Source organism: Ruegeria arenilitoris, assembly GCF_013035425.1.
Lineage (GTDB): Bacteria > Pseudomonadota > Alphaproteobacteria > Rhodobacterales > Rhodobacteraceae > Ruegeria > Ruegeria arenilitoris_A.
The window spans coordinates 314,354-337,282 of the sequence record NZ_WQHX01000005.1 but is presented as its reverse complement, the minus strand read 5'-3'; the positions used below and the strand labels follow the sequence as shown (position 1 = coordinate 337,282).

Annotated in this window: 17 protein-coding genes; 11 read left to right on the top strand and 6 right to left on the bottom strand. The window is 54.3% G+C overall.

What is annotated here, in order from left to right; genetic code table 11:
* Positions 1–128: 128 nt before the first annotated feature.
* On the top strand, positions 129–1,241 hold the full coding sequence (locus GOV45_RS16120) for an S-(hydroxymethyl)glutathione dehydrogenase/class III alcohol dehydrogenase (RefSeq protein ID WP_170479648.1): 1,113 nt from the start codon (positions 129–131) through the stop codon (positions 1,239–1,241).
* A complete protein-coding gene (locus tag GOV45_RS16115; RefSeq protein WP_170479646.1) occupies positions 1,241–1,819 on the top strand; it encodes a hypothetical protein in 579 nt (192 codons plus the stop codon). Before GOV45_RS16120 ends, GOV45_RS16115 begins: the two co-directional genes overlap by 1 nt.
* Here GOV45_RS16115 and GOV45_RS16110 read toward each other — a convergent pair.
* From GOV45_RS16110 to GOV45_RS16095, 4 genes are all read right to left on the bottom strand, one after another.
* Entirely contained in the window at positions 1,814–2,752 is a 939-nt protein-coding gene (locus GOV45_RS16110; RefSeq protein ID WP_170479644.1) for a DMT family transporter, read from the bottom strand. The genes GOV45_RS16115 and GOV45_RS16110 overlap by 6 nt on opposite strands.
* Positions 2,753–2,908: 156 nt before the next feature.
* Positions 2,909–3,319 (bottom strand): group III truncated hemoglobin, encoded by a 411-nt coding sequence (locus tag GOV45_RS16105; RefSeq protein WP_170479642.1) that lies wholly within the window; start codon positions 3,317–3,319, stop codon positions 2,909–2,911.
* A gap of 48 nt (positions 3,320–3,367) precedes the next feature.
* Positions 3,368–6,286: an error-prone DNA polymerase gene (locus tag GOV45_RS16100; RefSeq protein ID WP_170479702.1), complete on the bottom strand. Its 2,919-nt coding sequence runs from the start codon at positions 6,284–6,286 to the stop codon at positions 3,368–3,370.
* Between the two features lie 275 nt (positions 6,287–6,561).
* Positions 6,562–7,554 carry an ABC transporter ATP-binding protein gene (locus GOV45_RS16095; protein ID WP_170479700.1) on the bottom strand — a complete coding sequence of 331 codons (993 nt, stop codon included), beginning with the start codon at positions 7,552–7,554 and terminating at the stop codon, positions 6,562–6,564.
* 87 nt (positions 7,555–7,641) lie between these two features.
* On the opposite strand from GOV45_RS16095, the gene GOV45_RS16090 reads away from it, so the two are divergent.
* The 3 genes from GOV45_RS16090 (at position 7,642) to polA (ending at position 11,362) form a co-directional block, all read left to right on the top strand.
* On the top strand, positions 7,642–7,818 hold the full coding sequence (locus GOV45_RS16090) for a zinc-finger domain-containing protein (protein ID WP_170479698.1): 177 nt from the start codon (positions 7,642–7,644) through the stop codon (positions 7,816–7,818).
* Between the two features lie 195 nt (positions 7,819–8,013).
* Complete coding sequence (locus GOV45_RS16085; protein ID WP_170479641.1) at positions 8,014–8,496, top strand: hypothetical protein; 483 nt, start codon at positions 8,014–8,016, stop codon at positions 8,494–8,496.
* Between the two features lie 70 nt (positions 8,497–8,566).
* Positions 8,567–11,362 carry a DNA polymerase I gene (gene polA / locus GOV45_RS16080; RefSeq protein ID WP_170479639.1) on the top strand — a complete coding sequence of 932 codons (2,796 nt, stop codon included), beginning with the start codon at positions 8,567–8,569 and terminating at the stop codon, positions 11,360–11,362.
* Positions 11,363–11,426: 64 nt separating this feature from the next.
* Here polA and GOV45_RS16075 read toward each other — a convergent pair whose 3' ends face one another.
* A complete protein-coding gene (locus GOV45_RS16075; protein WP_170479637.1) occupies positions 11,427–12,191 on the bottom strand; it encodes a hydroxypyruvate isomerase family protein in 765 nt (254 codons plus the stop codon).
* Positions 12,192–12,369: 178 nt separating this feature from the next.
* Here GOV45_RS16075 and GOV45_RS16070 point away from each other — a divergent pair, with 178 nt between their 5' ends.
* Entirely contained in the window at positions 12,370–13,308 is a 939-nt protein-coding gene (locus tag GOV45_RS16070) for a DMT family transporter (RefSeq protein WP_170479635.1), read from the top strand.
* On the opposite strand, the gene GOV45_RS16065 is transcribed toward GOV45_RS16070, so the two are convergent.
* Complete coding sequence (locus tag GOV45_RS16065) at positions 13,305–13,889, bottom strand: DUF1285 domain-containing protein (protein WP_254442519.1); 585 nt, start codon at positions 13,887–13,889, stop codon at positions 13,305–13,307. The genes GOV45_RS16070 and GOV45_RS16065 overlap by 4 nt on opposite strands.
* 64 nt (positions 13,890–13,953) lie before the next feature.
* Between GOV45_RS16065 and GOV45_RS16060 the strand changes: the two genes are divergently transcribed.
* The 5 genes from GOV45_RS16060 (at position 13,954) to GOV45_RS16040 (ending at position 22,928) form a co-directional block, all read left to right on the top strand.
* Entirely contained in the window at positions 13,954–14,961 is a 1,008-nt protein-coding gene (locus tag GOV45_RS16060; protein WP_170479631.1) for an AAA family ATPase, read from the top strand.
* Entirely contained in the window at positions 14,958–15,833 is an 876-nt protein-coding gene (locus tag GOV45_RS16055; RefSeq protein ID WP_170479629.1) for a DUF58 domain-containing protein, read from the top strand. The genes GOV45_RS16060 and GOV45_RS16055 overlap by 4 nt, the downstream gene beginning before the upstream one ends.
* A complete protein-coding gene (locus GOV45_RS16050; protein WP_170479628.1) occupies positions 15,830–18,592 on the top strand; it encodes a DUF4159 domain-containing protein in 2,763 nt (920 codons plus the stop codon). Before GOV45_RS16055 ends, GOV45_RS16050 begins: the two co-directional genes overlap by 4 nt.
* Complete coding sequence (locus GOV45_RS16045; RefSeq protein ID WP_170479625.1) at positions 18,589–20,631, top strand: hypothetical protein; 2,043 nt, start codon at positions 18,589–18,591, stop codon at positions 20,629–20,631. Before GOV45_RS16050 ends, GOV45_RS16045 begins: the two co-directional genes overlap by 4 nt.
* A gap of 77 nt (positions 20,632–20,708) precedes the next feature.
* Positions 20,709–22,928, top strand: a complete 2,220-nt coding sequence (locus tag GOV45_RS16040; RefSeq protein ID WP_170479624.1) for a response regulator — start codon at positions 20,709–20,711, stop codon at positions 22,926–22,928.
* Position 22,929: the final 1 nt, after the last annotated feature.

Below are 22,929 nucleotides of genomic sequence, written 5' to 3'. Positions count from 1 at the left end.
TAGCGTACCTCACTCTGACGATGCCGTTTCTGCAATATCAAATAATTAGCCAATCTTCCATCAAAGCGCAGTTGAAAACGCTCGGCAATTGACGCAGGGTCGGGCAAACAGACAGGGAGAAATTCAAAATGCGTACCCGCGCCGCCGTCGCCGTTCAGGCTGGCAAACCTTTGGAAGTGATGGATGTAAACCTCGAAGGCCCCAAAGCCGGTGAGGTTTTAGTCGAGATCAAGGCTACTGGAATCTGCCATACCGACGAGTTCACCCTTTCTGGTGCCGATCCCGAAGGCCTGTTCCCGGCTATTTTGGGCCATGAGGGTGCAGGCGTTGTGGTCGAGGTCGGCGCGGGCGTGACCAGTCTGAAACCGGGTGATCACGTAATTCCGCTTTACACCCCTGAATGTCGGGAATGCGAATACTGCTTGCATCCGAAAACCAACTTGTGTCAGGCGATCCGCGAGACGCAGGGACAAGGTCTGATGCCCGATGGCACGTCGCGTTTCACGACGCTGGATGGTGATCCGATCCTGCACTACATGGGTTGCTCGACATTCTCGAACCACACTGTCCTGCCTGAAATCGCGCTTGCAAAAGTGCGCGAAGACGCGCCTTTCGACAAGATCTGTTACATCGGCTGCGGCGTGACCACTGGTATTGGCGCAGTCATCAACACAGCCAAAGTCGAAATCGGCAGCCGTGCGATTGTTTTTGGGCTGGGCGGTATCGGCCTGAATGTGATTCAAGGCCTGCGTCTGGCTGGTGCGGATCAAATCGTTGGCGTTGATCTTAACCCTGCCAAAGTTGAGATGGCCACAAAGTTCGGTATGACCGATTTCGTTAACCCAACCGAGGTTGAGGGCGATTTGGTTCCCTACCTCGTGAACCTCACCAAAGGTGGTGCGGATTATACATTCGATGCCACGGGCAATGTCGGTGTCATGCGCGATGCATTGGAATCGGCGCATAAAGGCTGGGGTGAATCGATTATAATCGGTGTTGCGCCAGCCGGGGCCGAAATTTCAACCCGCCCATTCCAATTGGTAACTGGTCGTTCTTGGCGTGGAACCGCCTTTGGCGGCGCACGTGGTCGCACCGATGTACCAAAGATCGTCGACTGGTACATGGACGGCAAGATCGAGATCGACCCGATGATCACTCACACCATGGGGTTGGATGACATCAACCATGGATTCGATCTGATGCATAAGGGCGAAAGCATCCGTTCAGTGGTCGTTTATTAGTGAAAGAGGCTTTCAAGGCCCGGGGGAGCGGCGAACTCTGTCACGTTTTGAGAAGGTGGGGACGTTCCGCCCCCCCTCGTTTAGAAAGACGAGGCCGGCAGAAGGAACTTGAGAGGTTTTGTCTCAGGATTTTATTAGAATTTCAAAATCGAAACGGTTTGCTCGAATTTCCTTTGCGAGTTGCAGAGAGTGAAAACCCTGACTTCGTCTTGACTAGTCCGAGTTGTGAAAAGGGAATTGAAGTTGTTGAAGCCAGCGACCCGCGTGAGCAAGCAGAATGGACAGCATTCGAGAAGAAAGTTCAAGCCTCAGGTGGAGATGTTATCCGTCATATTGATTTAATGCATCCTGAAAGACGGCCTAAGTTTCGAAAGCTAGTTCAAAAGACGATTATTTCAAAGGCTCAAAAAGGCAGTTCTGGCGTGGATGAACTCCTGATTTACGCAAATACAGATTGGGACGACTTCGAAGACCTGGATTGGAAGAAGACCGCTTTAAATGGTTGCGGTAGTCTGGGATCTCGGTTTTCTCAAATCTGGGTTATAAGTGGAGGTGACGTTTTTAGTTTGCAGTCATGACCCCGGCCGTGTTGCCCCCGTGTCTGACCGCGGAGACCGGACTCGCAAAACAGGGGTGTTGGCCGAGGTGGTGTTACTTCGGCTTTCTCGCCAGACCACAAACACACCGGATGCGATGATGACGCTGGCGCCGACGGCGACCCAAACGTCAGGCTTTTCCCCAAAGAATGTCATACCAAATATCGTAGCCCAGATAATCTGGCTGTATTGGCTGGGTGCGACAACGCCAGCTGGCGCCGCGCGATAGGCTAGGATGATCAGGTGCTGTGCTATTACTGAAAAAACGCCAACCATGGCCATCATCCCCAAGTGCAACAGCGAAGGGGGCTGATAAACGGCGGGTTGCGCAAGACTCATTACGCCAATGGCAAGCAACATGGGATAGAGGATCAAAACTGCTGATCTTTCCTCGTTCCCGATCTTGCGTACCAAAACCGAAGCAAAGGCGCTGCAAAATGCAGCGGTCAGGGCAGCGACATGGCCAATGGTGATGTCGGTCGCACCAGGGCGCAGAACAATCAAAACTCCAATAAGGCCTACGCCGACGGCCGCCCAACGCTGAGCCCGGACCACCTCGCCTAGAATAGGGATCGATAGGACAGTGACGATCAGCGGAAACGAAAAAAGCAGCGAATAGACTTCGGCCAGCGGTAAAACGGAAAAGGCGTAAAATGCGCAGGACATGGCAGTAACCATCAGACCCGAACGAAGCAAAACCAGCCACGGGTGATGCGGCATAAAATTTCCTGTTGTCCGATCAGTCAAGATCGATACTGCCATGGGGACAAATGAAAATAGCGTTGCGAAGAAGATGATCTGCAGCACTGAGTATGTGGCGCCCAAAACCTTGATCAGCGCGTCGTGGCTAGCAAAAACAGCGAACCCTAAAAATGCGAATCCAAGTCCCCTGAGGATTGTATTTTGAGTGCTCATGTTCGAAGCCTCGGGCGATATATCGGCGTTACAGGCGCCTGCTCTAGCAGATCGTCGGATTTTCGGCTGTCTTCGCGTTTGCTTAAACCGATTTTGTCGAGGCGTGTAGCCCCTATTTTATCGCTAACATATCAAACCCGCTATGATCTGGTGTCATCACAGTATCGGTGGTGCGTCTTTGGGTTGTCGGGCGGATTGGACGCCGGCCTTCATCCCGACTCCGATCCGCCTGGCCAAGGCGACCCACGGTGTGGCAGTTTCCGGCGGTAGCATTTGGTTGGCGACCTCTTCGAACAGGTCTAGCCAATGGGCGAACATCTCGGGTTTCACGTCAGACCGTTCGATATGAACTCGTTGCGGGTTACCGTCATAGCTGCGCTCGAACAGGATGGCGTTGCGCCAGAAGGCGGCGATCTTTTCCTCATGCGCGTGCCATTCGTGAACATGCTTGTTGAAAACGGAGCCCAGCATCGTGTCCTCGCGTACGCGGGCGTAAAAGGCGTGGACCTGCGCGTTGATCTGTTCAGGCGTTGCCGGGAAGCGCGGAGTCAGGATGGGTCTGGTCATAATGGTACTAATTTAGGCTCTGTACTGGGCCAATACCTGGTTTTGATGCTAGGCGACAGGAGTGGTTTTGTCGCGCGGCTCGGGTGTCAGCAGGTGCCTTAGCAAGGCCACCGGGTGGGCCCGCAGGCTGAGGCGCGTAGCCACGTAATCCTCGACCACCTGTTCACCCAGCGTCATCTGGGGTAGGTAGGCTTCGGGCTCATCCAGCGCCTCGCCCTCCAAATCCAGCGAGAACAACGGCAAAGGTTTGGCGGTTGCTATCGCCTTGGCCTGCCACAAAGCTTCGCGCCGTGTCAGGTTGCATGCGGCGAAAGCATCGGCCTCGGCCAGCCGTTCGATCACCGGCGGCCCCAGCCCGGCGCGGCGCCAGACATCGTCGACTTCGGTGTAACCGTTGCCGCGAGCTGCGGTCAGCCAACTGGCATCTTCTTCGCTTAGGCCCTTGATCTGGCGAAAACCTAGCCGCAGGGCTAGCCCGCCATGGCCGTCGGGTTCCATCACATTGTCCCAGAAACTGGCATTGATACAGACCGGGCGCACCTGAACCCCATGTTCACGCGCGTCGCGTACGATCTGGGCCGGGGCATAGAATCCCATGGGTTGAGAGTTCAGCAGCGCACAGGCGAAGATGCCGGGGTGATGGCATTTGATCCAGGCCGAGGCATAGACCAGCAGCGCAAAGCTAGCCGCATGGCTTTCGGGGAAACCATACGAGCCAAAACCTTCGATCTGTGAGAAACAGCGCTCAGCGAATTCGTCGTCATAGCCGTTGCGCTTCATGCCGCGCAGGAACAGGGCGCGGAATTCACTGACATTGCCATGTTTCTTGAAAGTCGCCAGCGAGCGGCGCAACCGGTCGGCCTGTTCCGGGGTGAAACCCGCTCCGACAATTGCGATCTGCATCGCCTGTTCCTGAAAAAGTGGTACGCCCAGCGTTTTTCCCAGCACCTCGCCCAGTGCATCTGATGGAAAACTGACCTCCTCCTCTCCGTTCCGCCGTCTTATGTAGGGGTGGACCATGTCGCCCTGAATGGGGCCAGGGCGGATTATTGCGACCTCGATCACCAGGTCGTAGAAGTTGCGGGGCCGCATCCGAGGTAGAAAATTCATCTGAGCCCGGCTTTCCACCTGAAAAACACCAACCGAGTCTGCCTTGCAGAGCATGTCATAGACTTTGGGGTCTTCGGGCGGCAGCGTAGCAAGCGTATAGCTGGTCTGGTGGTGTTGCCCGATCAGATCGAAGGCCTTGCGAATGCAGGTCAGCATTCCAAGGCTCAGCACATCGACCTTCAGGATGCCCAGCGAGTCGATATCATCCTTGTCCCAACAAATGACCGTGCGGTCCTCCATTGTGGCGTTTTCTATAGGCACAAGTTCGTCCAGACGCCCCTCAGTGATGATGAAACCACCTACATGCTGAGACAGGTGGCGGGGAAAGCCGTCGATCTCATAGACTAGCATTAGAGTCTGTTTTAGACGACGATCTTCGGGATCAAGGCCGATCTCTCGCATCCTTTCTGCCTCAAGCCCTGAGGCTGAAAAAAAGCCCCAAAGCTGTGATGAAAGCGCCGAGATTGTATCTTCGGTCAAGCCCATGGCGCGGCCGACCTCGCGGATGGCGCGTTTTCCACGGTAGTGAACGACTGTCGCACAAAGGCCCGCGCGTTCCCGGCCATAGCGATCATAGATGTGTTGGATCACTTCTTCGCGACGCTCGTGTTCGAAATCCACGTCAATATCGGGCGGTTCGTCACGGGCCTCGGATACGAAGCGTTCAAAGACCATCGTTCCCATCTCGGGGCTGACCTCGGTGATGCCGAGGCAGAAACAGACGACTGAATTGGCTGCTGACCCGCGCCCCTGACATAGGATGTTGCGCGATCTTGCGAATTTGACGATGTCACGGACGGTTAGAAAATAAGGCTCGTATTTCAGCTTGGCGATCAGGGTTAGCTCATGCGCCAGCATGTTCCTCGCTTTTTCCGACGCGCCCGCAGGATATCGCCATTTAAGCCCTTCATGCGCCAGACGGCGCAGGCGTTCGGTCGGAGTTCCTTGTTCGCTACCTTCGCTCGGATACTCATAGCGCAGCTCATCCAGAGAAAAGGTAAGCTGTTCGCTGAGGTCATAGGCCCGGGCGACAGCGCCCTCATGACCCTTGAAAATGCGCAGCATTTCGGCCTTTGACCGCAGGCGCTGTTCGCCATTGGTCAGCGCCTCGCGACCCAAATCATCCACTTTACGTCGCAGACGGATGGCAGTCAGCACATCGGCTAGCTTGCGGCGGGAACCGTGATGCATCAGTGGTGCAGCGCTCGCGAGCGTTGGTATGCCAATATCCCTTGATTCAGTCTCTAACACAGAGAAAAACACCGCATCTGCGCCGTCATAACGGGGATGCATCAACAGATGTATCCGCCCAGAAAAGTGGCGCGCCAACTGTCGCGCTCGTTTCCGCCAAATACCCGCGCCGCCCGGTGATGGGGCAACCTGTGGCCAGAGCAGTAGGTGGAGGCCGTCTGAGAACTCTAGCAAATCTGCCAGGTGCAGGGTACAGTTGCCCTTTTCGGCACGCAGACGACCCTTGGAAATAATCCGGCACAGGTTGGCCCAGCCCTGCCGATTAAGAGGCAGGGCAGTGACGGTGGGTGCGTCAGTGAAGATCAGCCGCGCCGCCGGAATCAGACGCGGCACCGCATGGATAGGGAAAGAGGGCGGTTTGGGGATGTGACCGGGACAGGGTGGTCCGATCGGAGTATTCTGCGCCTCCCACTCAACCCGCTCGCGCACTTTGCGGGCAATCTCGCGCCCTTGAGTATGGGAACGAACGATTCCGGCTACAGAATTGTCATCAGCAACCGCGATGGCAGGCAGGCCCAGGGTGACGGCACGCTCCATGTACTCCTCGGGGTGTGAAGCTCCGGTGAGGAAGGTAAAGTTCGATGTGATCGACAGTTCGGCATACATACGATTCCATATTATATTCACGTTTTGTTCTTTTTCGAGTCCTTTAAAAAAACTGGTCGCTAAATGACGAACAAATCGAGCAGTTACGTAATTCGCTGCTTTGAAAGGTATCGGGCCGATAGATGAAAGCCGTCCAAATCGAGTGTCAATTGACGAATATCGTTAAACAGGTCGGAAGTTGCAAACGCGCTATCCCTTTTTTAGAGACTGAAACACAAACAATCCGCGACGCCTTATTTGCGGCCCTAAAGAACCGCCAAGCAGGTAGATCACGTCTAAAGTTTGACTCGATGCATCCCACGGCGCGGCCGATCCTGGTCATCGGCCGGGGGATCATCAGTGCGGCTGGAGGTCAGCGCAAGGAACACATCCTCAAGATCCGCTTCCTCGGTTCGGACATCTCGGATGCGGATATTCGCGGCACGCACAGACTCCAGAACTTGTTCTGCAGTGGTTTGAGCGTTGTGGTAGTGCAAAACGAGGCAGCCATCATCGCGCAGAGCCGGTTTAACGCCTTCCGCCGCAGGTAGAACTGTAACTGGACTGTCTGGGACGATCACCATCGTGCGGCTATCCATACGTCCCAACAAGTTCGCAGTGCTGTCCTGCGCGATTTTTTCACCGTGATTGATAATGGCGATTTCGCCGCACATTTCCTGGGCTTCTTCCAGATAATGCGTAGTTAAGATGATCGTCATCCCTTGTTCATTAAGTTTGCGGATATTTGTCCACAACATCTGGCGCAGTTCGATGTCTACACCAGCAGTGGGTTCATCAAGAACAAGTACTTTGGGGTGATGCACCAGCGCCTTTGCCAACAGCAATCGTCGCCTCATCCCACCGGAAAGCGTACGCGCATAAACGTCGGCCTTGTCACTTAAGCCAACTAATTCAAGAATTTCATCACTATGGCGTTCAGATTTCGGTACGCCGTAAAGACCGGCCTGGACCTCCAGCGCGCCGCGAGGTGTGAAGAAGGGATCGAGGTTGAGCTCTTGCGGCATAACGCCAATCGCTGAGCGTGACTGGCGCGGGTACTGATCCTGATCAAAGCCCCAGATCGATACGCGACCCGAAGACTTTACGACCAATCCCGCAAGAATGTTAATCAGTGTCGATTTACCTGCACCGTTTGGGCCCAACAGCCCAAAGACAGATCCTTTGGGGACTGTAAGATCGATACCCTTTAGCGCCTGTTTCTCAGGCTCGCCTTTGCTGCCGCGATAGGTCTTGCACAGTCCTTCTATCCTGATTGCCGCATCGCTCATGTGGCTCTTGCCCCCGGTTTGCTCATCGCTCATAAACGCACCTAAAGCATGCCTGTTAAGGCTACAACCAATGAAGGATCACCAGCCGTGACCATCGAAGCGCCGGAAACCAAAATCGTCGAAACTTCCCGAGTTGCCTGTGATGGTGGCGAGGGCGCATTGGGCCACCCGCGCGTTTGGTTGCAAATTCCCGAAGACACTGGTTGGGTCGAATGCCCCTATTGCGACTGCAAGTACGTGTTGAAAGGCCGCGAGTCAGCCTGAATGCACATTTCGATAGGGTGCTTTGCGCCATAATGACTGTTTCCTGACCGCGACCGTAAAAGGTCTGATCGGCTTGGCGGCCATTTTAAATAGCCGAATATCATCAACTTAACAAAGTCTTCGCCAAATTGGGCACGCCAAAGTCTTGCCGTGATTCAATGGTAACTCGACCCCATATCGATGTGAGAGAGTATGATGACTGAGGTTTCAATCCAAGGCAATCAAAGCCCCGTATTCGGCTGGTTGGGTTTTGGCGTTGCAGCCATTTCGCTTATAGCCGCGCTTTTCGTTTTCTGGGCCGGACCATTTGCGCCCCAGCAATCCACAGGCGTTTCACTAGGAGAGCTTGCGGCAGAGATCGGGAAATCCACCTTACGGGCAGCTGCAGGCATTGAACAACCTGAACCAATCGCACCTGCGCGTGATCTGGATGATTATCTTCGCATAGGCGTCTCGATGTTGGGTGCATCTGCGATTGTCTTGTCGGCCATTGGTCTGCTGCGTCACGAACGAATTCGCCCAGCCGTCGCCGGTATCGCGATCGGAACTGGTGCGATCCTCTTTCAGTTTTTCGCGTGGGCCTTTTTAGCTTTACTGGGAACGCTGGTTATTATGGCGCTTGTGAACAGTTTTTCCGACTTTTTCACCGACACTTTCTCTGGCCTGTTTGGTGGTTGACGCGCGTTCTTGACTAGCCACTTGCCCGACCCTGTGGCAGAACCATCCCTGACTAACAGGGAGAGCGTGTATGAGCAGTTTCGGAAAAGGATGTCACCTGCATCTGATCGACGGATCGGCCTTTATTTTCAGGGCATACCACGCGCTGCCGCCATTGACGCGGAAATCCGACGGATTGCCCATAGGTGCAGTATCGGGGTTCTGCAACATGCTGCAGAAATATGTCGAGGCAAATGACGGGCCAGACGCGCCGACTCATGTCGCGGTGATCTTCGACAAAGGGTCACACACATTCCGAAACGATCTTTATGATCTGTATAAGGCCAACCGAGAGGCTATGCCCGAGGATCTGCGCCCTCAGATGCCACTTACGCGCGAAGCAACGAGAGCATTCAACATCGCCTGCAAAGAGCTTGAAGGCTACGAAGCCGACGACATCATTGCGACACTGGCTGTGCAAGCCCGCGACGCCGGAGGGCGCGTAACAATTGTCAGTTCCGATAAAGACTTGATGCAGCTTGTCGGTGGCGGCGTCGAGATGTTGGATGCTATGAAAAACAAACGCATCGACCGCGATGGCGTCATTGAGAAGTTCGGAGTAGGCCCCGAACGCGTGGTTGATGTGCAAGCTCTGGCTGGAGATAGCGTCGATAACGTGCCCGGCGCACCGGGGATTGGTGTAAAGACCGCAGCTATGTTGATAAACGAGTATGGGGACCTTGAAACGCTGTTGGACCGCGCTGAAGAGATCAAACAGCCCAAACGCCGCCAGACATTGATTGACAAGCGCGATCAGATCGAACTTTCAAAAAAGCTTGTGCAGCTGGATGAAAATACCCCATTGGATTTCACGCTAGACGAACTAGAGGTAAGGGACCCAGAGCCGGATACGTTGATGAACTTCCTGGCCGAGATGGAGTTTCGCACCTTAACTAAGCGTATTGCAGACAAACTGGGTGTTGAATCGCCGGTAATCCCAGAGTTGCCCGTTGCCGAGGCGGAGGCGCAGGCAGAAGCTATTCCGTTTGACGCATCAAAATACGAATGCGTCCGGGACACCGTCGCTTTGCAAAAGTGGATCGATCAGGCTTACGAGCGGGGCTGGGTCGCCGTGGACACTGAAACGACTGGCCTGAACGAGATGACTGCCGATCTGGTCGGAATTTCGCTGTCTGTCGAGCCAGGTGAAGCTTGCTATATCCCGCTGACCCATCGTGACGGTTCCAGTGATGACCTATTCGGTTCCGATGCACTTGCCGACGGGCAAATTGCGCTGGATCAGGCTCTAACTTTAGTGAAAACGATGTTGGAAGACCCATCCATCCTTAAGATCGGGCAGAACATGAAATATGATGCCAAGATCTTTGCACGCTATGGCGTCAATGTTGCGCCCATTGATGACACGATGTTGATGTCTTACGCGATGCATGGGGGCGAACATGGGCATGGAATGGACACCCTGTCCGAACGCTATCTGAGTCATTCGCCGATCCCTATCAAGCCATTGCTTGGATCGGGTAAGTCAGCGATCACCTTTGACAAGGTCCCGATCGACGAGGCTATAGCCTATGCCGCAGAGGACGCTGACATAACCTTGCGTCTTTGGCAGCAGTTCAAACCGCAACTGCACCAGTCTCAGGTGACAACCGTTTATGAGACGCTTGAGCGTCCGCTGGTTGCTGTTCTGGCAAAAATGGAAATGTCCGGCGTCAAGGTGGACCGCGAAGTGCTGTCGCGCATGTCGAACGCCTTTGCACAAAAGATGGCGGCGCTGGAGGCCGAAATTCACGATCTTGCAGGCGAGAGTTTTAACGTCGGATCCCCGGCACAGCTGGGTGAAATCCTGTTTGACAAGATGGGACTTGAAGGCGGCAAAAAAGGGAAAACTGGAAAATACTCTACCGGAGCAGACATTCTTGAGGATCTGGCGACCGAGCATGAATTACCACGCCGCGTACTGGACTGGAGGCAGTTGTCAAAACTGAAATCGACCTATACCGACGCGCTGCAAACCCATATCAACCCAGAAACTGGGCGGGTTCACACGTCTTATTCCATAACCGGAGCAAATACAGGGCGTCTCGCATCGACTGACCCGAACCTTCAAAACATACCCGTACGCACGGAAGAGGGACGCCGCATACGCGAAGCCTTTATTGCCGAGCCGGGGAATGTATTGGTCAGTCTCGACTATAGCCAGATCGAATTGCGCATTTTAGCGCATATTGCCGATATTCAGGCTCTGAAGCAGGCGTTTTCGGATGGGCTGGATATTCACGCAATGACGGCGTCTGAGATGTTCGACGTGCCGCTTGATGAGATGACACCTGACATTCGCCGCCAGGCAAAGGCGATCAACTTTGGCGTAATCTATGGTATTTCGGGATTTGGCCTTGCGCGCAATCTTCGCATACCCCGGGCCGAGGCACAGGGATTTATCGACCGCTATTTCGAACGTTTCCCGGGGATTCGTCGGTATATGGATGAAACCATCTCATTTGCCAAAGAACATGGTTACGTACAGACGTTATTTGGGCGCAAAATTCACACACCAGAGATCAACGCAAAAGGCCCCCACGCAGGCTTTGCGCGGCGTGCCGCGATTAACGCTCCGATACAAGGATCGGCAGCGGATGTAATCCGACGCGCAATGGTAAGGATGCCGGCAGCAATTCAGGGACTGCCGGCCAAGATGCTTTTGCAGGTTCACGACGAATTGTTGTTCGAAGTGGCAGAGGACGCAGTTGAAGAAACCGTTGCCGCAGCACGAAAGGTGATGGAAGGCGCACCGGATCCTGCCGTCAAACTGGATGTAACGCTGACTGTCGATGCCGGACAGGGCGCAAATTGGGCCGAGGCACACTAGAAACCTGTGTTTATCAACCTCTTTTGGCCCTATTTGCAGCGGGTCAGGCAATCAGCTTGGCCCGTCAAAGGGTTTCTTTGGGCATCCAGCCTAACGTGGCCTGAGTTGCACGGTTTGATGGGTTATATTCTGCGCTGACCCAACCTGTGTATCCACTGGAGTCCATTAATTCGAACAAGGCTGCGAAGTCTGTCGTACCGCGACCGGGTTCTGAACGGTCCGGAGCGGCGCCAATTTGGGCGTGCGTGATCAAGTCCCTATAAGTATTCCAGACAGCGATTGCGTCCTCGTGAATCATATGGGCATGAAAACTGTCGTATTGTAGGCCGACATTTGGACGGTTGACGCGATCCAAAACTTCGGCGGCCAGATCGTAGTTATTGAGAAAGTACTCAGGCTGAGAAACCGGGTTTAGGGGTTCAATCGTGAACTTCTGCAGCGGAGCGTTATCTGCTGCCCAGAGCAAATTACGCACAAAACTGTCGAACGCATCGCTTCCGGATGCATAGCCAGACATGACATGAATAATCCCAGATCGCAATGTCTCAGCGTATCTCAGGACGCGCTTAATATCTGTCCTGAACCGGGCCTCGCCGCCCGGAACGGCCGCAAAGCCTGGCTGTCCACCGGTATAATTTGGTGGCGGCCCGTTTATCAACACCAGCTCTAACCCGTTGGCAAGTAGGGCGCGTCGTGTTTCTTTGGCGGCATATTCATATGGAAACAGGATTTCGACTGCGTCGAATCCTGATTGAGCGGCAGCCGCAAACCTATCAAAGTAGGGCAATTCAGCAAAAAGCAGCGAAATGTTAGCAGCAAATCTTGGCATAGACAGCCCCGGTAACAGTGAAGCGAACTTAGCGACATACCGAATTCCTTGAAAGGGCCTGAAAACGACAGATTGTCGAAAATCGACCAGATCAACGGATTGAAATCGAACACGTTCTGTTTATCGCGGCGAATCATTTTTTCGGCGCCGCGTTAGCAAAAGGTCTGACTTCATGGCGATGAGCCCCGACCCCGTTCGCGGGAACCCAGTTGGTTGGTCTGGCGTACGCAAGTCTGCTTTGTCAGGCAACAGCTTAGCTGTGGCATCCATGTTGACCTGGGCCGCTGGGTTTCCGGCGGCAGAGATCCTGTTGCAGACTTGGCCGCCTGTTGCACTGCTGGCTGCAAGGCTGGCACTGGCGGTCACTGTTATGATCCCGATTTGGGCGTTGATTGACGGCCCTGGCCGAGTTCTTGCCGCCCGTTGGGGCCATGCAATGTTTATTGGAGGATTTGGGCTTGGATGCGGAATGTATCTGATCATTCTGGCGCAAAAGCTGACTGACCCTGTCACCGTTGCAATAATAGCATCTTGCGCGCCTTTGACGGCGACTTTACTGGAACTTTTTTCAGGTACACGCCGATTAAAGTGGAACTTTGCGCTGGGCATGATTGTTTCGATTTTCGGCGGTCTGATCGCAACAAGTGCTGTAGCCCCGACACAATTGGGGCTAGGTGCTATTTGCGCGGTTGTGTCAACAGCATTATTTTGTTGGGCTAGTATGGCGACAGCTCGGGATTTTCCAGAGCTTAGCCAGACCGGCCGAACCACAATAACTTTTGTCGGCGGGTTATTGATGGCGTCTGCGCTTGTGTTTGTTTCGGCTTATTTCGGTTTTGATGTTTTACCTAAGACAGCTTTTGACGCACAGCAGGCCGGGATGCTGTTGATTTATGCATTGATATCAATGGGCCTTAGCCAAGTGTTTTTTATAGCATCCGTTGGAAAATTGGGTGTCGCCTTATCTTCGTTTCATATCAACATTGCGCCATTTTACGTGATGGTGATCATGGTTGTTTTGGGAGATGAGTGGAACTGGACCCGTGCCTTGGGCGCCGGCATTGTCGCGCTGGCTGTTGTTTTGGCGCAAGATCGGGGTGCGCGAGCAACGGTTTAGTCTGCTGCCGGCAGTTGATCAGACGGGATCAAGTCAAAAAAAGCACCATCGGACCAAACACCAAACCAGCCTTCGTTGTGAGTGCCGACTTCGACAAGTCTGTAAAAAGTCTTGCGGTCGATGCGTGCTTCGAGATTTGCGCGAACCAGAATATATGTCGATGGTTCTTCCGTCTCCGGATCAATGACAATTCGGATAGGATGATTGCTTCCTGCCCGGGCAGTGTCGCCAACTTGGGTTACGAAAGTCAGTGTCTGCGCCTCTCCTTCGCCGTTTCTGTCGAAATCAACGGCGATAAACGGCGCGTCCTCAACAGTGATTCCCACCTTCTCGACCGGAGTGACTAGGTAATAGTCGTTGTTTTCTTTCTTAAGAATTGAAGAAAAAAGCTTAACAAGCTCGAACCTTTCGATGGGCGATCCTAAATAACTCCAAGAGCCATTTTTTGCGATCCGAATGTCCAGATCACCACAAAACGGAGGATTCCATAGGTGAACAGGCGGTAAACCGGCGATTTTGGCCGCATTTACTGATGCCACAAGACCATCAGGCGAAGGTTTCACGGGTTTTTGTCCGCTCATTGCTTTTGCCATTTCCTCTCAGCGCGATACACTTCAATCATATTCGTCCACGGAAGGGAAACTCATGACCGAACCTGCCGACCTCGTAGCCGAGATCGAAGCGTTGGAAAACAAGTTGCAAGAGGCCAAGTCCTCGATCACCCGGCGCTTTATCGGGCAGGAAAGGGTCGTGGACCTTACCCTGACCGCTCTTTTGTGTGGGGGGCATGCGTTGTTAATCGGGCTGCCCGGTCTTGGCAAAACGCGACTTGTCGAAACGTTGTCGACTGTGATGGGCTTGAATGGCAACCGAATTCAGTTCACTCCAGACCTGATGCCAGCCGATATTCTGGGGTCAGAGGTTCTGGATACGGCAGAAGACGGAAGTCGACATTTCAGGTTTATTCCTGGCCCGATTTTTTGTCAGTTGCTAATGGCGGACGAGATCAACCGGGCCAGCCCAAGAACGCAATCTGCACTGTTGCAGGCAATGCAGGAACGCACAGTCACAGTCGCCGGCGAGGATCGGTTTTTAGGAGTACCATTCCATGTACTGGCTACTCAAAACCCAATTGAACAAGAAGGGACCTATCCGTTGCCCGAGGCCCAGCTGGACCGCTTCCTAGTGCAGGTTGACGTTGAATATCCGGATCGGCAGACCGAGCGAGATATCCTTTTGGCCACCACTGGGGTGGAGGAAGAAGAAGCGCATCAGATTTTCACCAAAGAAGAGCTATTGGCAGCGCAGGTCGTATTGCGGCGCATGCCTGTCGGGGAATCGGTGGTTGAATTAATTCTTGATCTTGTTCGCGCCTTTCGTCCCGAAGAGGATGGCGCGTCCGAGCGTGTGATGGAGACAGTGGCTTGGGGTCCCGGCCCACGTGCCGCACAGGCGTTGATGATGACCGTTCGCGCCCGGGCAATGTTGCAAGGTAGGTTAGCGCCCAATGCCGAGGATGTCTTGGATATGGCTCGACCGGTTCTAAGCCACAGAATGGCGCTGAACTTCGCTGCCCGAGCACGTGGTGACAGCCTTGCCGATCTAATTGAGTCAACCGCTGCCGGATTGGTACGCACCGAGGCAGCGGCGTGAATGCGGCCTTGACACTTCGCGAAAGGTCAGAGGCAGAAGCGTCCCGCTTGCCGCCTCTTTTGGCGCGAGCCGAGCATTTGGCCGGTACGGTTCTGCTGGGCGATCACGGTAGGCGTCGCGCAGGTCTGGGTGATGATTTCTGGCAGTACCGCCCGGCTCAGATCGGTGACAGCCGCAGGATGATTGATCATCGACGCTCAGCCAGAGGTGACCAGCAATTCGTGCGGGAAAGAGAATGGCAAATCGCCCAGTCGATCATGCTGTGGGTCGATCAGGGAGCGTCCATGCGGTTTGCTTCAGACAAAAACCTGCCAACCAAATCTGATCGTGCCCGATTGCTGGGGCTTTCCATTGCGATTTTGTTAGTGCGCGGCGGCGAACGAGTCGGGCTGACGGGCACTTCGTTGCCTCCGCGTCGTGGCAATGCTCAAATAATCCGATTGGCAGAAGCGCTTTCCGAGGACTCCGACGTCGATTACTCACCGCCGGAACACAAGGCCATGATCCCGCACGCCCGCGCTGTGTTCGTTTCCGACTTTCTTGGGCCAATGGCCGAGGTAGAGCTGGCCCTGACAAAGGCCGCCGATCGCGGAATGCGCGGTCTTTTGCTGCAGGTTCTGGACCCAAATGAAGAGTCCTTCCCCTATCGTGGCCGCACGATCTTTGAAAGCGTCGGTGGGACGACACGGCATGAGACACTCAAGGCCGGAGACCTGCGCGACCGCTATTTGGAGCGTCTCGCCCGGCGAAAAGACGAGTTGACCCGATTATGCCGCGCCACCGGTTGGCAGCTGGGTCTGCATCACACTTCTGACAGTGCGCAAGCGGCCCTGTTATGGCTTTACCGAGCTTTGGATGGGGGCCCGCGATGACCGTTTTGGCAGGGATCGGGTTTACAGCACCGTGGGTTTTGCTGGGTTTGCTGACCCTGCCGATTCTTTGGTTGGTCTTGCGCGCGGTGCCGCCTGCACCGGTGCGCAGGTTGTTTCCCGCGGTCACGTTGTTGTTGGGCCTCAAAGATGACGAAAGCGTATCCGACCGCACGCCGTGGTGGTTATTACTGCTGCGGATGCTGGCCGCGGCGGCGATAATTATTGGTTTGGCAGGTCCTGTACTCAACCCGTCTCGGGATCAGGCCGGATCAGGCCCTCTTTTGTTGGTTCTGGATGCGAGCTGGGCGGGTGCAACGCGTTGGCCATCAGTCTTAGACCAAATTGATGTTCAGCTTACCGAGGCCGGCCGCGCTGGTCGGCCCGTATCGATCTTGCGGTTAACCGAACCGGAGGCTCCAGTATTTCAGGCCGCTGAGACTTGGCGCACACGCCTCCCCGGACTGGTCCCACAACCCTGGCAGCCTGGCGCAACGCAAGTCGAGCAATCCATTCAGGCTTTAGAGCAGGTGGAAGACACTTTTGATACTTTTTGGTTCAGCGATTGGTTAAATTACCCCGGTCAAGAAGAGATTTTGAAGGTATTACAGGCAAGTGGAGAGGTGACAGTCTTTCGGCCGGCGGCACCGGTTACTGCGCTATTGCCTGCTACCTATCAAGACGGCTTGATCCAGTTGACAGCAATGCGGGCTGAACCCGGGCCGACTGCCAATATCACTGTTCTGGCGCAAGGCCGCGACCCGGCTGGTGCCATGAGAGTACTGCATTCGGTTGAAATGGTTTTCGAAAGCGGTGAAACAAAAGCGCAGAGCGAATTGGCGCTGCCGTCAGAATTGCGAGCCAGAATAACTCGCTTTGAAATTCAGGGCCAACGCTCTGCTGGAGCGATTACGCTAACGGACGACAGCTTGCGCCGACGTGAGGTCGCTCTGATTGCCGGGACACTTAATCGCGAAGGTTTGGAGCTGTTGTCTCCGCTGCATTACCTAACCCAGGTTCTGCGCCCGACGGCGGATTTCGTGGATGGCGGGTTGCTTGAGGTTCTGCCTGCGAATCCAGATGTAATTGTATTGGCCGATGTTACGCGATTGGCTGAACCCGAGCAGGAGGCTTTGGTCGAATGGGTCGAACAAGGCGGTTTGTTATTGCGGTTTGCCGGTCCCAGAATGGCAGCAAGCGATCTTGGTCGCGACGAAGAAGATATATTGCTGCCCGTTCGCCTGCGAAGTGGGGGCCGGTCTGTCGGCGGTGCAATGAGCTGGGGAGAGGCCAAGGGACTATCGCCCTTTCCCGAAAACTCCCCATTTTACGGGTTGCAGGTGCCAAGCGACGTGAACGTGTCAACTCAAGTCATGGCGCAGCCAGACCCTAATTTGGCTGATCGAGTAATTGCGTCCTTGACGGATGGAACGCCGTTGGTCACGCGAAAAGCGCTGGGCTTGGGTCAGGTGGTTCTGTTCCACGTCACGGCGGACGCGGAATGGTCAAGCCTGCCGCTTTCGGGTCTATTTGTCGAAATGCTGGACCGGCTCGCGGTTGCATCTGCTGCAAAGTCACGACAGGTGGAACAATTGCAAGGCACGACGTGGGAACCTGTTCAGGTTTTGGACGGATTCGGATCGTTGTATGATGCAGGAAGCCTGCCGGGTGTAGACGGCGCACAATTGGTTGAGGGGGAAATTGGTCCCAATTTGCGACCGGGACTTTACGAGAGCGGCAAAGAAAAAGTTGCCCGCAACGTTTTATCCGAAGACAGTGTTCTTCGTCCTGCGGTATGGCCCCCTGATGTTCCAATCAAAGGTCAGGAGGTAAGCTCTGAAACTCCGATAGGCGGCTTGCTGATGAGCTTGGCGCTAATCTTGCTTACAATCGATGTATTCGCTTCACTAGCCCTGTCTGGCAGACTTTGGATAGCGCGAACCGCGGCGGTCCTTTTAGGCGGAATCTTGGTTGTTTCAGAGGCGCACGCGCAAACCCCTGAAGAAACAGATTTCGCCCTTGGCGCAACGCAGGAATTGGTTCTAGCCCATGTCCTGACCGGAAACGGGCAAGTTGACGACATCGCTTTGGCCGGAATGAGAGGATTGGCTCAAACACTCTATTTCCGTACCTCGGTTGAACCTGCAGAACCAATCGGCGTGGACTTGGAGCGCGACGAACTTGCTTTTTTTCCGCTGCTTTATTGGCCGATCACCCCGGATCAGCCGCAGCCATCAGCTGAGGCATACGCCAAGCTCAACAACTATTTAAGATCAGGAGGGATGATACTGTTTGACACGCGAGATGCCGATATCGCGGAGTTTGGAGCTTCAAGCCCCAACGGACGCAAGCTTCAGCAGCTTGCGGGACCCCTGAACATCCCGTCGTTAGAACCTGTACCGAGTGACCATGTGCTTACACGGGCTTTCTATCTGCTTCAGGATTTTCCAGGCCGATATGCGGGTAACGGTGTCTGGGTTGAAGCTGCGCCGCCAGATGCGGAACAAATCGAAGGAATGCCCTTTCGCAACCTCAATGACAATGTCACCCCGGTCGTTATCGGCGGCAACGACTGGGCCGGTGCATGGGCAGTGGACCGAAACGGTCAGTCCTTGTTGCCAGTGGGTCGGGGATATGCTGGGGAACGGCAGCGTGAACTGGCGAATAGATTTGGAGTCAATCTGGTGATGCATGTTCTGACTGGCAACTATAAGTCCGATCAGGTGCATGTGCCCGCCCTTTTGGACAGGTTGGGACAATGACCGGAACCGTAATTTTCGATCCTCTGATCCCCTGGCCCGCATTGTTGGCCGTTGCCGCACTTGCGTTGACCGGTGTGACGCTGGCTCTGTTGCGTGGGTTGTCAGGATGGGCCTTGCGCGGATTGGCCGCCTTAATACTTGTCGCGGCTCTGTCTGGTCCGGTTTATCAAGTCGAAGATCGGGCCCCTCTGACCGATATCGTCTTGATGATCGAAGATCAAAGCGCCAGCCAAGCCCTGTCTGACCGCGCGGATCAAACTATACAGACAGCAGATGAGCTCGCAGCGGAGATCGAAATCCGCGACAATACTGAGCTGCGGCGCATTCGCGTAGGTGATGGGGACGGAGACGAGGGTACCCAGATAATGGCGGCGCTGAACGCGGCTTTGGCGGAAGAGCCGCGTGCCCGAATTGCCGGAATTATCCTAGTCTCAGACGGCATTGTGCATGATGTTGATCAAGCTCCAGATTTGCCCGCGCCGATGCACCTTTTGCAAACTGGACGTACAGGAGACTGGGATCGCCGTCTTATCGTGCGCAACGCCCCTGCCTTTGCCATTATCGACGAGCCGATAACTCTGACCTTGCGTATCGAAGACAGCGGAGCGGCACCTGCTGGCGCCGGTAGCGCCCCACTTGAGATTTCGGTGGACGGATCGGAACCGGAACGTTTCAACATCCCAATTGGTGTTGATGTCGAACTGCCAGTCACGTTGCCCCACGGAGGGCGCAACGTGATTCAATTCACTGTTCCCAAAGCCGAGGGTGAGCTGACCGATCGTAATAATACTGCTCTGATCCAGATGAATGGCGTACGCGACCGTTTACGAGTGCTGCTGGTGTCGGGCGAACCTCACCCGGGCGGGCGGACTTGGCGGAACCTGCTGAAATCCGACAGTTCCGTCGATCTTGTGCATTTCACCATCCTTCGTCCTCCGGAAAAGCAGGACGGCGTGCCAGTGGATGAGTTGTCCTTGATCGCATTCCCAACGCGTGAGCTGTTTTTGGAAAAGATCAACGATTTCGACCTGATCATCTTCGACAGATATAAGCGACGCGGCATTCTACCGGCAATTTACCTTGATAATGTGACCAATTACATCAACGACGGTGGGGCGGTTCTGATCGCGGCGGGACCGGATTTTGCGACGGCCGACAGCATCTTCCGATCGCCTCTGGCACCGGTTTTACCGGCGCAGCCTACAGCACGAGTTATCGAGGAGCGGTTTGTCCCGATGGTAACCGAAACGGGTGATCGTCATCCTGTAACGTCGGACTTGGGTGAATCCGATGACTGGGGCGCTTGGTTGAGGCAGATCGATGTAAGCCACCGTTCAGGCGAGCTGCTGATGACAGGTATCGAAGATCGCCCATTGTTGGTTCTGGATCGCGTAGGCGAAGGGCGCGTTGCGCTATTGGCATCTGATCATGCATGGCTATGGAGTCGAGGATTCGAAGGTGGTGGTCCGCAGCTGGAACTTTTGCGGAGGCTGGCTCATTGGATGATGAAAGAACCGGAACTTGAAGAAGAAGCGCTCTGGGCCGAAGCCAATGGTCAGTCCATGCGCATAATTCGTCAAACACTGAGTGAAGAGGTCGGCGCGGTGACTGTAACCCGCCCTAATGGCGAGACGCTTGAGATCGAACTGGAGGAAGTGTCTCCGGGAAGATTTGAAGCGTTGTATTTCGGTCCCGAGATTGGCCTGTACCGTCTTCAGGAAGGTGATCAATCGGCAGTGATTGGCCTTGGTCCTGCCGCGCCCAAGGAGTTCGAGCGAACCATCGCGACTGACGAAGTTTTGAGTCCCATTTTGGCCAGCTTGCGCGGCGGTGCAATCAGGGTCGAAGAAGGTCTACCCGTCATCCGCAATGTCCGTCTTGGCCGCCCAGCAGCGGGTCGCGGATGGATCGGTCTGACCCCGCGCGATGCCTATGAAACTCGCGACGTCACCCAAGCGGGGTTGTTGCCACCGTGGTTGGTCTTGCTGATGACGGGTGGATTCTTGTTGGCAGGATGGTTGCGCGAGGGTCGTCGTTAAGTTGAAAAAAGCGGCTTAAACACTTTTTCACAGTCTGATCGGATGCTGTGTTCGGAATATTCCGGGACAGGTGAATAATGGGTCTTGCTGAAAAACTCGCAAAAGAACGGCGTGCACGTTTGGCCGCAGAACGTTTGCTGCACCTCAAAGAGGCTGAGCTTTCGGCCGCCAACCGCAAGCTGGGTCGTCGCGCTATGGCATTGTCCCGGCAAATCGATGAAACACAGGCAGAGGTGGAAAATGTCCGGGGTGAAAATGAAAAGGTCAAATCTGACCTGACAGTTGCAAACGCCAAGATAGAGGTCGCCGAACGTCGATTGTGGCATTCAATCCAGACCATTCAAGACGGCTTTGCCTTTTTTGACGGGGACAGCCGTTTGATCAGCGCCAATGCCGCGTATTTGAGCGTATTCCAGGGGTTGGATGAAGTAAGATCCGGAATTTCATATCACCGAATTCTTGAAATTCTGACCGATGAAGGGATCGTGGATATTGGGCAGGAGGTTGCAGCGGACTGGCAGGCCAGGATGCAGCGTCGATGGGCGCGTCCGAATCCCGAACCAATGGTGATTCAGCTGTGGAATGGACAATTTGTTCGGGTCATTGATCAGCGCGGGCATGGAGGCGACGTAGTCAGTCTTGAACTTAACATCACTTCGTCAGTCCGGAATGAGGCCGAACTGCGCACAGCCCGTGAAAAGGCCGAGGCCGCAAACCGAGCGAAGTCTGTGTTTTTAGCCAATATGAGCCATGAAATACGAACACCGATGAACGGCATCGTTGGCATGAGCGAATTGCTAACAGAAACGCCGCTGAACGAGGAACAAAAGCTTTACGTGAACACGATCCGAAACTCGGGTGAAGCGCTATTGTCCATAATCAACGATGTACTTGATTATTCGAAAATCGAGGCGGAAAAATTAGCACTATATCAAGAACCTTTCGATCTGGAGCGCTGCATTCTCGAGGTGTCGATGTTGCTGCAGCCAAGCGTTCGTGAAAAAGGGCTCACGTTGCTTGTAGACTATGACCTGTTCCTGCCGACGCTGTTTGTCGGAGATTTAGGGCGTGTGCGGCAAATTCTGACCAACCTCATTGGCAATGCGGTCAAATTTACCTCGGAAGGTCACGTGCTAATCCGAGTGACTGGTGTACCAAACTTTGAAACGCAAAGTTGCGATGTTCATGTGGCAGTCGAGGACACCGGGATCGGCATCGAACCCGGCAAAATCCCGCATATCTTTGGCGAATTCAACCAAGTCGAGGACGAACGTAATCGTCAGTACGAAGGCACTGGGCTTGGACTGGCGATCACAAAACGACTGATTGTGATGATGGGCGGTACGGTCTGGGTCGAGAGCGAGCCGGGTAAAGGTTCGTGTTTCGGCTTTCGTTTGACGCTACCCACTGACGAGGGTTTGCAGCCTACTCTGCCACGTCTGAATGATCACCTTAGTCACGTAATGCTTGTAGAAGATCTTGAGGCCAACCGCGCAATTCTTACCAAGCAACTGGGCAGATTGGGCTTGCGGGTCACTGTCTGCGAATCCGGGGCAGAAGTTTTCTCGACACTTGATGACTCTGTAGATTTGGTGCTGTGTGATCAAGAACTTCCAGACATGGATGGACTGGAGCTTGCCAAAGCGCTGCGCAGCCATGGTTGGGCAGAATTGCCAATTGTGGTGATGTCGGCAAATCCCGGCGTCTTAACCGCCGACTCTGCTCATCATCTGATCCAGAGTGTTTTGCAAAAGCCCATTCCCCGATCCGAACTTGTAGCTGGCCTAATGGCCCTAAGTTCCTTCGACCGAGATTTCCGGGAAGAACAAAAATGGGAAGAAAACACAACTCTACCTAAGAAAAGCGCGTCGGTTCAAAGACGCATGCGCGTTCTGGCCGCAGATGACAACAAGACAAATCAATTAATTCTGAAAAAGATGACAAAAGATATGGATATCGACATTCGTTTTGTTGCCAATGGGTTAGAGGTTATTGAAGCCTATGACGATTTCGCGCCAGATCTGATCTTTATGGATATTTCTATGCCAAAGATGGATGGAAAGCAGGCCACAGAAGAAATCCGCAGGCGCGAAATAGCCACCGGACGCAGAGTGCCTATTGTGGCGCTGACCGCCCATGCCATGGCAGGCGACGATCACGGCATTTTGGCGTCTGGTTTGGACCATTACCTGACCAAACCATTGCACAAGAAGCGGATCGTGCAGATTATAGTTGATAAATGCCCTAAGGACGCTCGCCCCGTTTTAGTTGGAAACAGACGCAGGAAATGGGACTGAC